This is a genomic window from Pseudaestuariivita sp. (assembly GCF_052825805.1).
On sequence record NZ_JBRBVB010000003.1, the window covers coordinates 608,296 to 621,043 of the forward strand.

The following is a 12,748-nucleotide window of genomic DNA, read 5'->3' on the forward strand; positions in this document are numbered from 1 at the left end:
TAGCGCTCACGTCCCTTCCCCCACGGCTTGGCCCGTGACATTAAGGCGGACCAGTCTCGTGCGAAAGGCGAAGTTCCATGGCCAAGGTCAAAGTCACCCGCGAAGACGCGCTCGCGTTCCATCTCGAGCCGTCTCCCGGCAAGTTTGAGATCCAGGCGACCGTGCCGATGACCACCCAGCGCGACCTCTCGCTGGCCTACTCGCCGGGCGTTGCCTTCCCGTGTGAGGAGATCGCCGAACAGCCCGAGCTCGCTTACGACTACACCAACAAAGGAAACCTGGTGGCTGTCATTTCCAACGGCACAGCGGTGCTCGGATTGGGCAATCTAGGTGCGTTAGGGTCGAAACCGGTGATGGAGGGGAAGTCCGTCCTCTTCAAACGGTTCGCCGACGTGAACTCAATCGACATCGAGCTCGACACCGAGGACCCGGACGCGTTTTGCCAGGCGGTCAAGCTGATGGGACCGACATTCGGCGGGGTCAATCTCGAGGACATCAAGGCGCCCGAGTGCTTTATCATCGAGCAGCGCCTGAAGGAGGAGATGGACATCCCCGTCTTTCACGATGACCAGCACGGCACGGCGGTCATCTGCGCGGCGGGCCTTCTGAACGCCCTGCAGATCAGCGGGAAAAAGATGGAGGACGTCAAGATCGTGCTCAACGGTGCGGGCGCGGCAGGGATCGCCTGCATCGAGCTGCTCAAGGCGATGGGCGCGCGGCACGAGAACTGCATCGTCTGTGACACCAAGGGCGTCATTTACCAAGGCCGCACCGAGGGGATGAACCAGTGGAAATCGGCGCACGCGGTCAACACCTCCCTCCGCTCGCTCGAAGAGGCGATGGAGGGGGCGGATGTCTTCCTCGGCGTGTCGGTCAAAGGGGCGGTGACGCCTGAAATGGTGGCGAGCATGGGCGACAACCCGGTGATCTTTGCCATGGCCAACCCCGACCCCGAGATCACGCCCGAAGAGGCGCATGACGTGCGCGCCGACGCCATCGTCGCCACCGGGCGCAGCGATTACCCGAACCAGGTCAACAACGTGCTGGGCTTTCCCTACCTTTTTCGCGGGGCGCTCGACGTGCACGCCCGCGCCATCAACGACGAGATGAAGATTGCCTGCGCCCGCGCCCTTGCCGACCTCGCCCGCGAGGACGTGCCGGACGAGGTGGCGATGGCCTACGGGCGCAAGTTGAGCTTTGGTAGAGACTATATCATCCCTACGCCCTTTGATCCGCGGCTGATCCACCGCATCCCGCCGGCGGTCGCCAAGGCGGGGATGGACACGGGCGCCGCGCGCCGTCCGATCATCGACATGGAGGCGTATGAGGAGGGGCTGAAACAGCGCATGGACCCGACCGCCTCGATCCTCCGCGGGATCAATGCGCGCGCGCGGCAGGCGCAGGCGCGGATGATCTTTGCCGAGGGCGACGATCCCCGCGTGTTGCGCGCGGCAGTGACGTATCAGCGGTCCGGCTTTGGCAAGGCTCTGGTAGTCGGGCGCACGGACGATGTGAAGGCCAAGCTGGAGGCGGCAGGTCTGGGTGACGCCGCGCGCGAGCTTGAGGTCGTGAACGCCGCCAACACGCCGCATCTGGAGACGTACAAGGAGCACCTTTACTCCCGCCTCCAGCGCAAGGGGTTCGACGCGCAGGACATCCACCGGCTCGCCGCGCGCGACCGGCACGTCTTCTCGGCGTTGATGCTCGCGCACGGCCATGGCGACGCGCTGGTAACCGGGGCGACGCGCAAGTCGGCGCATGTGCTTAACCGGCTCAACACCGTGTTCGACGCCTCGTCCTCGGATGGCGCGGTGGGGGTGACGGCGGTGCTGGCCAAGGGCAAGATCGTCCTGATCTCGGACACGCTGGTGCACGAATGGCCCGACGAGGAGGACCTCGCCACCATCGCCGAGCGCTCCGCCGAGGTCGCGCGGATGCTGGGGATGGAGCCGCGCGTGGCCTTCGTCAGCTTTTCGACGTTCGGTTATCCGGTGTCCGAGCGTGCGTCCAAGATGCACATCGCGCCCAAGGTGCTCGAGCGGCGCGGCGTTGATTTCGAGTACGAGGGCGAGATGACCGTGGACGTCGCGCTCAATATGGAGGCGCGGGAGAAATTCCCATTCTCCCGCCTGACAGCGCCCGCAAACATCCTGGTGGTGCCCGCCCGTCACTCCGCTTCGATCAGCGTGAAACTGATGCAGGAGATGGGCGACGCCACCGTGATCGGCCCGATTCTGGTGGGCGTCGACAAGTCCATTCAGATTTGCGGAACAGGCTCGACGGCGAACGACATCCTCAACATGGCCATCCTCGCCGCCTGCAAGTCCTAGTTGATGAACGGCGCGTCGCTGCCCCAAAGCTCTTTGACCTTCGCGTCACGCCCACAGGCTGCTCGGTAGCGCTTGTAGGCGTCTGCCTTGGTCTTGAGCCCGAAGCGGGTCAGGATGCGCTCGTCGCTTTTGTAGTAATCCTGATGATACGCCTCAGCCTCGAAAAACTGGGTTTTCGGCAGGATTGGGGTCACAATCGACTGTCCCAGCTCCGCCTGCGCGTCGGCCTTGGCGCGCTGGGCGGCGGCCTCTTGACCGGACGTGGCAAAGATCGCCGTGCGGTAGCTGTCACCCCGGTCGCAGAACTGCCCGCCGGCATCCGTCGGATCGACCGAGCGGAAGAAGAGTGACAAGAGCGTGTCCACCGACACCCGGCTCGCGTCATAAGTGATCTGCACCGCCTCGTAATGCCCGGTCCGCCCGCTGGTCACCTGCTTGTAGGTCGGGTTGTCGACCGAGCCGCCGGTGTAGCCGCTGACGGCTTCGATCACACCGGGCACCCGTTCGAAATCCTTTTCGACGCACCAAAAGCACCCGCCCGCCACGGTGAGCGTTTCCGTCTGTGCGGCGGCCGTCTTGGCATTGGCGATGAGGCCGACGGCGACCAGCACGGCGAGGACTTTGATCTTGAACATGGCAGGCTCCCTTGTCACGTCTTGCCAAGCAAGCTGCGGCACTGGTGCGGTTCGGGCAAGGCGCCGGGCCGCCGTCTCACGCAGCGGTGAACGGAGGTGAAGATGACGCGCCGCATCGCCATGTGGTCCGGCCCGCGCAACCTGTCGACCGCGATGATGTACGCCTTCGGCAATCGCGCCGATACTGCCGCCTCAGACGAGCCGTTCTACGGCGCTTACCTGCGCGCGACAGGCATAGACCATCCGATGCGGTCCGAAGTTTTGGCTGCCATGCCGGACACAGCCGATGAGGTCGCCGCCAAGCTGCTCGGTCCGGTCCCGGGTGGCGCGCCGATCTGGTATCAGAAGCACATGACCCACCATATGGTGGCTGGAATTCCGCGCGACTGGATGCGCGAGGTCACCAACGTCTTCCTCATCCGCCACCCGGCGCGCGTGATCGCCAGCTACGCTGCGAAACGGGAGGAGGCGACGGCAGACGACCTCGGCTTTGCCGCCCAGGCGCAGCTCCTCGACGAGGTCCGCGCGATGGGTCAAACGCCTATCGTAATCGACTCAGCCGACATCCGCCGCGCGCCCAAAGCCGCGCTCCGCGCGCTTTGCTCCGCCATCGACATCCCGTTCGACGACGCCATGCTTTCGTGGTCTGCCGGACCGCGCCCCTACGACGGTGCCTGGGCGCCACATTGGTACGACGCCGTTCATCGCTCGATTGGGTTTGCAGGCGCAGAAGGAGCGCTGCCAGACGTGCAAAGCCCGCTCCTCGAAGATGCAATGCGTCACTATTCCAGCCTGAAAGCCGTTTCGCTCAAAGTGGCATAGAGGCTCTGGGTCAAGCCCGGGACGGGGTCACTTCAAGCGGCGGTCGCGGGCAGCGAGGAGTTTCAACCGCAGTGCGTTGAGTTGGATGAAGCCTTTGGCGTCTTCCTGATCGTAAGCGCCGGCGTCGTCCTCGAAGGTGACGTGTGCCTCGGAGTAGAGCGTGTGGTCGGACCAGCGGCCGACGGTGCGCGCGGAGCCTTTGTAGAGTTTCAGCCGTACGGTGCCGGTCACGTGGGTTTGGCTGGCGTCGATGGCGGCTTGCAGCATTTCGCGTTCGGGTGAGTACCAGAAGCCGTTATAGATCAGCTCTGCGTAGCGCGGCATCAGCTCGTCCTTGAGGTGCGCGGCGCCCCGGTCGAGCGTGATGGATTCGATGCCGCGGTGCGCCTCCAGGAGGAGCGTGCCGCCGGGAGTTTCGTAGATGCCGCGGGACTTCATCCCGACGAACCGTCCCTCGACGAGGTCGAGGCGGCCGCAGCCGTGTTTGCCGCCGAGTTCGTTGAGTTTCGTGAGGAGCGTTGCGGGCGTCATGGCCTCGCCGTTGATCGAGACGGCGTCGCCTTTCTCGAACCCGATCTCCACGTATTCCGGCGTGTCGGGCGCGTGCTCGGGGTTGACCGTGCGCTGATAGACGTAGTCGGGCGCCATGTCGGCGGGGTCCTCGAGCACTTTGCCCTCGGAGGAGGTGTGCAGGAGGTTCGCGTCCACGCTGAACGGCGCCTCGCCGCGTTTGTCCTTGGCGATCGGGATTTGGTGCGCCTCGGCGAACTCGATCAGCTTGGTGCGGGAGGTCAGGTCCCACTCGCGCCAGGGCGCGATCACCTTGATGTCGGGGTTGAGCGCGTAGGCGGCGAGCTCGAACCGGACCTGGTCGTTGCCCTTGCCGGTCGCGCCGTGGGCGACGGCGTCCGCGCCCTCCATCTCGGCGATCTCGACCAGCCTTTTAGAGATTAAAGGCCGCGCGATGGATGTGCCGAGCAGGTACTGCCCCTCGTAGACCGCGTTGGCGCGGAACATCGGGAACACGAAATCGCGCACAAACTCTTCGCGCACGTCCTCGATGTGGATCGAGGTGGCACCCATCATCTCGGCTTTCTTGCGGGCTGGCTCGAGCTCTTCACCCTGGCCGAGGTCGGCGGTGAAGGTCACGACCTCGCAGCCGTATTCGGTCTGCAGCCATTTGAGGATGATCGAGGTGTCGAGACCGCCGGAGTAGGCAAGGACGACTTTCTTGGGTGCGGACATGGTGGGTTCCCTGATCTGGACGGCGACGGCGGTACCGGGAATCGGGTCAAAGAGCAAGGCGGGCGGCGGGTGTGCCGCTTCTTGGCAAGCCGGCCTGCCTGTGCGAAAGGCGAAGGATGCTTGGACTCAGACTTTTCCGCCATGCCGTGCTGATGCTGATCGACAACCTCGGGCCGGCGTTTCGCGTTTCGCTTTTGCCGGCTGCGATCTTTGGCTTGGCGGCGTACCTCAGTTTCGCGTCGTTTGCGTCAGGCATTCAGCCCGACGGTACGGTTTCGAACGGTCAGCTGCTTGTCATCGTGGTGTTTGCCCTGCTGGCGCTGGGCGTTGTGATTTTCTGCTGGGTCGCGACGGCGTGGCACCGGTATGTGCTGCTCGAGGAACAGCCGGGTGCGGCACTGCCAAAGTGGCACGGTGACGCGGTCAAGCGGTACCTTGGCGCCTCGCTCCGCGTGATCGGGATGACGATGCTGGTCGGGATCCCCTTGCTGGTCCTGTTCGCGGCGTTTGGTGGCGGCAGTTTCAGCACCGAGGACAGCTCGATAGCCTCGATCGCGTTCAATTTTCTCGTGTCGTATGTCTCGCTGCGGTTCTCGATGGTTCTGCCGGCGGCGGCCATCGGGACAACGATGACGGTCATGGACAGTTGGCGTGCCACCAGTGGGTTTGCATGGGCCATCCTTCTCGCCAATCTTTTGGTTAATTTGCTGGTCGGGATCCCGGGGCTGATCGCGGGCAGCCTGCTTGGCTCTGCGCTGGCGGCTGGGTCGTACTACCTCGTCGCAGGGTGGCTGCAGCTGATGCTGTCGATCTCGCTTTTGACGGCGCTTTACGGACATATCGTCGAGGGGCGCGCGCTCAGGTGACCGATTTCCAGGACCTTGCGTTGGCAGCGACGGCGCGGATGCGCAAGCTTTTCCCGGCGACGCCGTGCGCGCGGAACGAGTATTTGTCGGACCTCTATCAGGCGGACATCTGGCTCAAGCGCGAGGACCTGTCGCCGGTGCGGTCCTACAAGATCCGCGGTGCCTTTAACGCCATGCGCAAGGTGCTGGCCGAGACGCCGGACCAGTCGCTATTCGTCTGCGCGAGTGCCGGCAATCATGCGCAGGGCGTGGCGTTCAACTGCCGGCATTTCGGGGTGACGGGGGTCATCTTTATGCCGGTCACGACCCCGCAGCAAAAGATCGACAAGACGCGGGTGTTTGGTGGCGATCAGATCGAGATTCGCCTCGTCGGGGACTATTTCGACGACACGCTTGCGGCGGCGCAGGCGTTTTGCGCCGAGGCGGGTGGGCATTTTCTGTCGCCCTTTGACGATGCCGATGTGATCGAGGGGCAAGCGTCTGTCGCGGTCGAGATGGTGGACCAGCTGGGCAAGCTGCCGGACCGCGTGGTGTTGCCGGTTGGCGGGGGCGGTCTGTCGTCGGGGATGCGCGCGTACCTTGGCCCGGATGTCCCGTTGAGCTTTGTCGAGCCGGACCGCGCGGCGTCGCTGCACACGGCGCTGGTGCAGGGCGCGCCGGTGACGTTGCCGCGCATCAGCAGCTTTGTCGACGGCGCGGCGGTGGCGCGGATCGGGGCGGCGCCATTTGCGATCCTCAAGGACACGCGCTCGGAGGACGTGATCCTGGTGAACGAGGATCGCATCTGCACGACGATTGTCGAGATGCTCAACGTCGAGGGGATCGTGCTCGAGCCGGCGGGCGCGCTCGCGATCGACGCGCTGCGCGATCTGGCGGGCACGATCAAGGGTCAGACGGTGGTGTGCGTGGCGTCTGGCGGGAATTTTGATTTCGAACGCCTGCCCGAGGTCAAGGAGCGCGCGCAGCGGTTCGGCGGGGTCAAGAAGTACTTTATCCTGCGGATGCCGCAACGCCCCGGCGCGCTGAAGGAGTTCCTCAACTTCCTCGGTCCAAACGATGACATCGCGCGGTTCGAGTACCTCAAGAAGTCGGCACGCAACTTTGGGTCGGTCCTGATCGGGATCGAGACAAGCGTGCCGGAGGATTTCCAGACGTTCCTGGCCAAGCTGGACGGCGCGGGCTTTGCCTATACCGACATCACCAATGACGAGATGCTGGCGCAGTTCCTGATCTAGCCTCAGGCTGCGAATTTCACGCCCATCTCGCGCATCAGCTCGTCCTTTTCGGCCGCATAGGCGTCCATGATCTGCGCAAGGTCCACGTCGCCGGGGGTGCCCGCCCGAGCGGTGCTTTCGCCTGTCTGACAGAGCGCGGCAAACTGGGTGAACCCGAGGTTCAGCGCGCTGCCTTTGACAAAGTGCAGGCGCGATTCCAGCTGCGCGTCGTCCGGGCTCGCGGTGATCTCGTTAAGGACGGTTTCGACCTCGTCGAGGAACACCTCGATCAGGTCATCGAACTCGTCCGCGCCTACCGCCTCTCGCAACTCCGCCACCTGGTCCCAGTCGATCATGTCCGCTCCTCGCAACTGCCGGGGAGGGGGATAACCGCGACATGTGAACAAAGGCATAACGTCTAAAGTTTGCCGTATCCGGGTTGGGCTTTACGGGTTGTTAAACCGCCGTGCGCTAAGGCTGCAGCACCCAAGCCCCGAGGCCGTTCTTGTGAGTACCCCCCTTGCCCGTCAGACAGCGCCGCCCCTGGCGCCTGAGCCGCCCGGCGGGGATCTGCAGGGCATTCGGCGCGTGCTGGTGGCCGATGACAGCACGCTGCAAAGGCGCATCCTGACCTCGAGCCTCAAGCGCTGGGGGTTTGACGTCGTCGAGGCGGCAAGCGGGACCGAAGCGATGGCGCTCTGCGAGGAAGCGCTGCCCGATCTGGTGCTGAGCGACTGGATGATGCCGGGGATGGACGGACTCGAGTTCTGCACCGCCTTTCGCGCGCTTTGCGGTGACAAGCACTACGGCTACTTTATCCTGCTGACGTCCAAGCATGAAAAGGATGAGGTGGCGCGCGGCCTCGAGACGGGCGCGGACGATTTTCTGACCAAGCCCTTTGACGCCTCCGAGTTGCGCGCGCGCATCCGTGCGGGCGGGCGGCTGGTGTCGATGCAAAAGCAGCTGAGCGCGCAGAATGCCGTCGTGCAGGAGACGCTGAGCGAGCTGCAGACGGTCTATGACGCGCTCGACAAAGACATCGCGAACGCTCGCAAGATCCAGGAGGCGCTGATCCCGGAAAAATCGCGCAAGTTCGGCAAGTCCCGGGTGAGCCTGCTCCTCAAACCCTGCGGTCACGTGGGGGGCGACATGGTCGGCATGTTCTCCCCGGGACACGATATGGTCGGGTTTTACGGGATCGACGTGTCGGGTCATGGGATCACCTCGGCGATGATGACCGCGCGCGTGGGCGGGTACCTCAGCCCGACGCATCTGGATCAGAACGTCGCGATGCACCGCCGGATGGAGCGGTTCTACGCCATGCACCCGCCCGAGGTGTTGGCGCAGCACCTGAACGACCGGTTCACGACCGACAGCGGGGTGGAGGAGTATTTCACCATGGCCTACGCCGTGGTCGATCAGACCTCTGGCCTGCTGCGCGCAGTGCAGGCGGGTCATCCCCATCCGCTGGTGCTGCGTGTCGACGGACGGCGTGAGTTCCTCGGCGCAGGAGGCGTACCGATCGGCCTGCTCCCCGGTGTGCCGTTCGAGAGCTTTGAGACTGTGCTGAGCCCCGGTGACCGCGTGCTCTTTTATTCCGACGGCTTCACCGAGGCCGTGACCCAGTACGGCGCCATGCTCGAGGAAGAGGGTTTGATACGGCTCGTCGACGCCTGCAAGCCGGCGGCCTTTGGCACCGAATTCCTCGACGATCTCTACTGGCACCTGCGGCAAGAGCTTGGCCCCGGCACGCAGCCGGACGACGATGTCTCGGCGGTGCTCTACGAGTTCAACGGATAAGCCCGCGCTGCAGTGCTTCTGCCAGGACGGCCCGGTCACCGGGGCTTTTGATCACGTCAAGCGCCGCGCCTGCATCGAGCCAAAGCGCCGTGTGACCGGCCTCCTGAGGTGCGCCGAAACGGCGAACCGGGTGGGCGAGATACACATGGCACAGCTTTTCGGCGAACATGTCGTACTCCGGCATGAACACGAACCGGCGGTAGCTGCGCAGTAGGCGCGGGCGCGCCAGTGTCCAGCCCGTCTCCTCCCGGCTTTCCCGATAGAGCGCCACAATCGGCGATTCGCCGGGATCGATCCCACCGCCGGGCAGCTGGATCTCCGGCTCCGGCGCTGCCTGATGCGTCAGCAGCAGCCGCCCACCGCGCGGCAGGATCGCGTAGGCCCCCGGCCGGAGCCGGTAGCGCGTGTCGGCCAGAGGCGGCGAGCCATAACGTCTGATCATAGCGGCCTCCTCTTGGACCCCGTCGATTGCCCTTTATATAGACGCGATGCGCCGTGCGGGGTAGCACGCGCGTCCAAGGAGACGGATCATGAGCCAGGTACAGAAAATCGCCTGGGACGACACGGTGCTGCCGTTCCAGCTTGACGCTTCGGACATCCGCGGCCGCGTCGCGCGGCTGGACGGCGTGCTGGACGGGATCCTCAAGCAGCACGCCTATCCCCCCACGGTCGAGGCGCTCGTGGCCGAGATGGCGTTGCTGACGGCGATGATCGGCCAGACGATCAAGCTGCGCTGGAAGCTCTCGCTACAGGTGCAGTCGGACGGCCCGGTGCGCATGATCGCCACCGATTACTACGGCCCGACCGAAGAGGGCGCGCCCGCCCGAATCCGCGCCTACGCCAGCTTTGACGCAGACCGGATCGACGCGGACGCGCAACCGTTCGATCAGCTTGGCAAGGGCTACTTTGCCGTGCTGATCGACCAGGGCAAAGGCATGCAGCCCTACCAGGGGATCACACCGCTTGCGGGCGGCTCGCTCTCGGCCTGCGCCGAGAGCTACTTTGCCCAGTCCGAGCAGTTGCCGACGCGGTTTGCCATGTCCTACGGCCTGTCGACCGAGCCCGGCCAGCCCGAGCACTGGCGCGCAGGCGGGGTGATGCTGCAGCACATGCCCAAGGCGTCGCCGTTTGTGGCGCGGGAGGGTGGCTCGGGAGAGGAGGGTCTTCTCCAGCCGACCGACATCGTGGCTGACGATGACGATGGCGAGAACTGGACGCGCGTGAACCTGCACCTCGACACGGTCGAGCAGATGGAGCTGATCGGCCCCAGCGTGGCTCCCCTGGATCTGGTGGTGCGCTTGTTTCACGAGGAGCAGCCGCGCGTCTACGACGTGCAGCCGGTGGCCTTCGGCTGCACCTGTTCCAAGGAGCGCGTGCAGCAGACGTTGTCGATCTATTCGGCGCGGGACATCGAAAAGATGACCACCGACGACGGCCGCGTCACCGCCGATTGCCAGTTCTGCGGCGCGCACTACGACCTCGACCCCTCCGAGGTGGGGCAGGGTGCCGCGTGATCTGACGCCGGACCTGATTTCTGAGGCTCTGTCCCTGCCTGGGACGGAGTCTTCGGATTTCGACCTGAACGCCGGGTTTGTCCTGCCCGAGGGGCGCAAAGTGCGGGACGCCGCCGTGCTCGTGCCGATCCTGCAAACCTCCCAGGGGTTGCGCCTGCTGCTGACCAAACGCTCCTCCGCGCTCAAGCATCACCCGGGCCAGGTGGCCTTTCCGGGTGGCAAGTGCGACCCTGAAGACGCGGACACCACCGCCACCGCGCTCCGCGAGGCTTGGGAGGAGGTGCGCCTGCCGCCTGAGGCGGTGCAGGTGGTGGGAGCCCTGCCGCCGCACGAAACGGTCACATCGTTCACCATGACACCTGTCGTCGGGCTGATCGACGCGCCGTTTGACGTTGTGGTCGAGCCGAACGAGGTCGCTGAAGCCTTTACCGTCCCGCTGGGTCACGCGCTGGACCTCTCGCGCTTTCGCATCGAGGGCCGGATGTGGCGCGGCCAGATGCGCAGATATTATGCCGTGCCTTTCGGGCCTTATTACATCTGGGGGGCGACGGCGCGCATCCTGCGGGGCTTTGCCGAGCGGGCTGCGCGATGCGGGTGACCGGTGACTGGCTGAGCGCGCGCCACGTGCAGCGTGTTCTGGCGCTGCTCGAGGACGGAGGCCACCAGGCGCTGCTCGTGGGCGGTTGCGTCCGCGATGCGCTGATGGGGCTGCCGGTCGGGGACATCGACATCGCCACGGACGCGCTGCCGGACCGGGTCATCGGCTTGGCCAAAGCCGTGGGGGTCAAGGCTATCCCTACCGGCATCGACCACGGTACGGTGACACTGGTTGTGGATAATGCCCCACACGAAGTCACAACTTTCCGCAAAGATGTGGAAACAGATGGTAGACATGCGGTTGTTGCGTTCTCGGACGACGTGTCCACCGACGCAGCCCGGCGCGATTTCACGATGAACGCACTTTACGCGCGCGCGGATGGCACAGTGGTGGATCCACTGGGCGGGCTCGCGGACCTCGAGGCACGGCGCGTGCGGTTCATCGGAGATGCAGCGGCGCGCATCGAAGAAGATTACCTCCGAATCCTGCGATACTTTCGCTTTGCTGCGCGGTTTCAGGATCCGGCGGATGGTCATGATCCCGAGACGCTGGCGGTGATCGCCGCGCATTTGGACGGGCTGGAGCGTCTATCCGACGAGCGGATCACTTCTGAGATGGTCAAGTTGCTCGGTGCGCCCCACGCGGCAGAGACGCTGGGCGTCATGGACCAATGCGGCGTGCTGGGGCAGGTGTTGCCGGGCGCGCACGTCCCGAGTTTTACGCAACTGGTGCATCTGGCCGGGCAGAATGGTTCCACCGCAAATCTTGCAGCGCGGCTGGCGAGTCTGCGAGCGCCGGAGGGCATTTCGCGGCTGCGGCTGGACAAAGCGACAGCGCGGGATTGGGCGACCTACCGTGAGACGGCGGAGGGTAAGGTGGGCACTGCCGAGCTGGCCTACCGGCTGGGCGCGGAGGCTGCCGAACAGATCACGCTCCTGCGGGCTGCGCTCCTCGGTCAGTCGTGCCCACCCTACACGGACGACATCGCGAAGGGCGCAGCGGCGCGTTTTCCGGTGACGGCGGCGGACCTCATGCCGGCGCTCGAGGGGAAGGCGCTGGGTGACAAGCTGCGCGCGCTAGAGGCACGGTGGATCGCGTCGGATTTCACGCTCGACCGGGACGCGTTGCTGGGCTAGCGGGAGCCATGGACCCGCTTTACGGTTTTGTCTTTCTCGGGCTCTTCACGCCCGGTCCAAACGTGATCCTGCTCACTTTGTCTGGGGCAAGGTTCGGGATCGCGCGGACGTTGCCGCATTTGATCGGGGTCGTGCTTGGTGTGGGTGTGATCGCGGGGCTGACCGCGCTTGGCATTGCGGCGCTCCTGCTGGCGATGCCGGCGCTGGAATTGGCGCTCAAGACGCTGGCGGCGGGGTGGATCCTGTGGATGGCGTGGCGCCTCTGGATTTCTGCGGCGCGCGAGGCGGATGGCAAGGCCCGCCCCATGACGCTGATCGAGGCGGTGCTGTTCCAGTGGGTCAACCCCAAGATTTGGGCGGTCGCGCTGACGGCGGCGTCCGCCTATCCCGGGGGAGGCACGCCGCTGGCGGAGGCGGCGCGTCTTGCACTTGCCTTTTCCGGGACCAACCTGATCGTCTGCACGTTCTGGACCTGCGCGGGGGCGGCGCTGACGGTGCTGCTGACGCGCGAGGCGGCGTGGACGCTGTTCGCGCGCGTGATGGCGCTGCTGCTGGTCGCGTGTGCGCTGCTGGTCTTCCTCTGAGGAA

General features: G+C 65.1%; 13 protein-coding genes. 9 read left to right on the forward strand and 4 right to left on the reverse strand.

Translation table 11 applies throughout. The features are described from left to right. The first annotated feature begins 77 nt into the window (after positions 1-77). Positions 78-2,330, forward strand: a complete 2,253-nt coding sequence (locus ACU0B3_RS07210) for an NADP-dependent malic enzyme (protein WP_446260144.1) — start codon at positions 78-80, stop codon at positions 2,328-2,330. On the opposite strand, the gene msrA is transcribed toward ACU0B3_RS07210, so the two are convergent. Beyond that, complete coding sequence (gene msrA / locus ACU0B3_RS07215) at positions 2,327-2,965, reverse strand: peptide-methionine (S)-S-oxide reductase MsrA (protein ID WP_446260145.1); 639 nt, start codon at positions 2,963-2,965, stop codon at positions 2,327-2,329. The genes ACU0B3_RS07210 and msrA overlap by 4 nt on opposite strands. A 102-nt stretch (positions 2,966-3,067) precedes the next feature. Here msrA and ACU0B3_RS07220 point away from each other — a divergent pair, with 102 nt between their 5' ends. Continuing rightward, complete coding sequence (locus tag ACU0B3_RS07220; RefSeq protein ID WP_446260146.1) at positions 3,068-3,787, forward strand: sulfotransferase-like domain-containing protein; 720 nt, start codon at positions 3,068-3,070, stop codon at positions 3,785-3,787. Between the two features lie 27 nt (positions 3,788-3,814). On the opposite strand, the gene ACU0B3_RS07225 is transcribed toward ACU0B3_RS07220, so the two are convergent. Further along, positions 3,815-5,032 (reverse strand): argininosuccinate synthase, encoded by a 1,218-nt coding sequence (locus ACU0B3_RS07225; RefSeq protein ID WP_446260147.1) that lies wholly within the window; start codon positions 5,030-5,032, stop codon positions 3,815-3,817. A 116-nt stretch (positions 5,033-5,148) separates the two neighbouring features. Here ACU0B3_RS07225 and ACU0B3_RS07230 point away from each other — a divergent pair, with 116 nt between their 5' ends. Both ACU0B3_RS07230 and ilvA read left to right on the forward strand, forming a co-directional pair. Next, positions 5,149-5,898: a hypothetical protein gene (locus ACU0B3_RS07230; RefSeq protein WP_446260148.1), complete on the forward strand. Its 750-nt coding sequence runs from the start codon at positions 5,149-5,151 to the stop codon at positions 5,896-5,898. Then, positions 5,895-7,133 carry a threonine ammonia-lyase IlvA gene (gene ilvA, locus ACU0B3_RS07235; protein WP_446260149.1) on the forward strand — a complete coding sequence of 413 codons (1,239 nt, stop codon included), beginning with the start codon at positions 5,895-5,897 and terminating at the stop codon, positions 7,131-7,133. Before ACU0B3_RS07230 ends, ilvA begins: the two co-directional genes overlap by 4 nt. 2 nt (positions 7,134-7,135) lie before the next feature. Here the strand turns inward: ilvA and ACU0B3_RS07240 are convergent, their stop codons facing one another. Then, entirely contained in the window at positions 7,136-7,468 is a 333-nt protein-coding gene (locus ACU0B3_RS07240; protein WP_446260150.1) for an Hpt domain-containing protein, read from the reverse strand. A gap of 187 nt (positions 7,469-7,655) precedes the next feature. On the opposite strand from ACU0B3_RS07240, the gene ACU0B3_RS07245 reads away from it, so the two are divergent. Beyond that, positions 7,656-8,912, forward strand: a complete 1,257-nt coding sequence (locus ACU0B3_RS07245) for a PP2C family protein-serine/threonine phosphatase (protein ID WP_446260222.1) — start codon at positions 7,656-7,658, stop codon at positions 8,910-8,912. Here ACU0B3_RS07245 and ACU0B3_RS07250 read toward each other — a convergent pair. Further along, on the reverse strand, positions 8,902-9,354 hold the full coding sequence (locus ACU0B3_RS07250) for an NUDIX domain-containing protein (protein ID WP_446260151.1): 453 nt from the start codon (positions 9,352-9,354) through the stop codon (positions 8,902-8,904). The genes ACU0B3_RS07245 and ACU0B3_RS07250 overlap by 11 nt on opposite strands. An 88-nt stretch (positions 9,355-9,442) precedes the next feature. Here ACU0B3_RS07250 and hslO point away from each other — a divergent pair, with 88 nt between their 5' ends. The 4 genes from hslO to ACU0B3_RS07270 are packed head-to-tail and all read left to right on the forward strand — an operon-like array spanning position 9,443 to position 12,744. Further along, positions 9,443-10,426 (forward strand): Hsp33 family molecular chaperone HslO, encoded by a 984-nt coding sequence (hslO, locus tag ACU0B3_RS07255; RefSeq protein ID WP_446260152.1) that lies wholly within the window; start codon positions 9,443-9,445, stop codon positions 10,424-10,426. After that, positions 10,416-11,024, forward strand: a complete 609-nt coding sequence (locus tag ACU0B3_RS07260) for a CoA pyrophosphatase (protein WP_446260153.1) — start codon at positions 10,416-10,418, stop codon at positions 11,022-11,024. The genes hslO and ACU0B3_RS07260 overlap by 11 nt, the downstream gene beginning before the upstream one ends. Further along, a complete protein-coding gene (locus ACU0B3_RS07265) occupies positions 11,015-12,160 on the forward strand; it encodes a CCA tRNA nucleotidyltransferase (protein ID WP_446260154.1) in 1,146 nt (381 codons plus the stop codon). The genes ACU0B3_RS07260 and ACU0B3_RS07265 overlap by 10 nt, the downstream gene beginning before the upstream one ends. Before the next feature lie 8 nt (positions 12,161-12,168). Next, positions 12,169-12,744: a LysE family translocator gene (locus ACU0B3_RS07270; protein ID WP_446260155.1), complete on the forward strand. Its 576-nt coding sequence runs from the start codon at positions 12,169-12,171 to the stop codon at positions 12,742-12,744. The last annotated feature ends 4 nt before the right edge of the window (positions 12,745-12,748 follow it).

Coding starts and splice junctions, on each gene's coding strand:
- ACU0B3_RS07210 (WP_446260144.1), top strand. CDS start 78: ATGGCCAAGGTCAAAGTCACCCGCGAAGACGCGCTCGCGTTCCATCTC.
- ACU0B3_RS07250 (WP_446260151.1), bottom strand. CDS start 9,354: ATGATCAGACGTTATGGCTCGCCGCCTCTGGCCGACACGCGCTACCGG.
- ACU0B3_RS07270 (WP_446260155.1), top strand. CDS start 12,169: ATGGACCCGCTTTACGGTTTTGTCTTTCTCGGGCTCTTCACGCCCGGT.
- msrA (WP_446260145.1), bottom strand. CDS start 2,965: ATGTTCAAGATCAAAGTCCTCGCCGTGCTGGTCGCCGTCGGCCTCATC.
- hslO (WP_446260152.1), top strand. CDS start 9,443: ATGAGCCAGGTACAGAAAATCGCCTGGGACGACACGGTGCTGCCGTTC.
- ACU0B3_RS07265 (WP_446260154.1), top strand. CDS start 11,015: ATGCGGGTGACCGGTGACTGGCTGAGCGCGCGCCACGTGCAGCGTGTT.
- ACU0B3_RS07230 (WP_446260148.1), top strand. CDS start 5,149: ATGCTTGGACTCAGACTTTTCCGCCATGCCGTGCTGATGCTGATCGAC.
- ACU0B3_RS07220 (WP_446260146.1), top strand. CDS start 3,068: ATGACGCGCCGCATCGCCATGTGGTCCGGCCCGCGCAACCTGTCGACC.
- ACU0B3_RS07225 (WP_446260147.1), bottom strand. CDS start 5,032: ATGTCCGCACCCAAGAAAGTCGTCCTTGCCTACTCCGGCGGTCTCGAC.
- ACU0B3_RS07240 (WP_446260150.1), bottom strand. CDS start 7,468: ATGATCGACTGGGACCAGGTGGCGGAGTTGCGAGAGGCGGTAGGCGCG.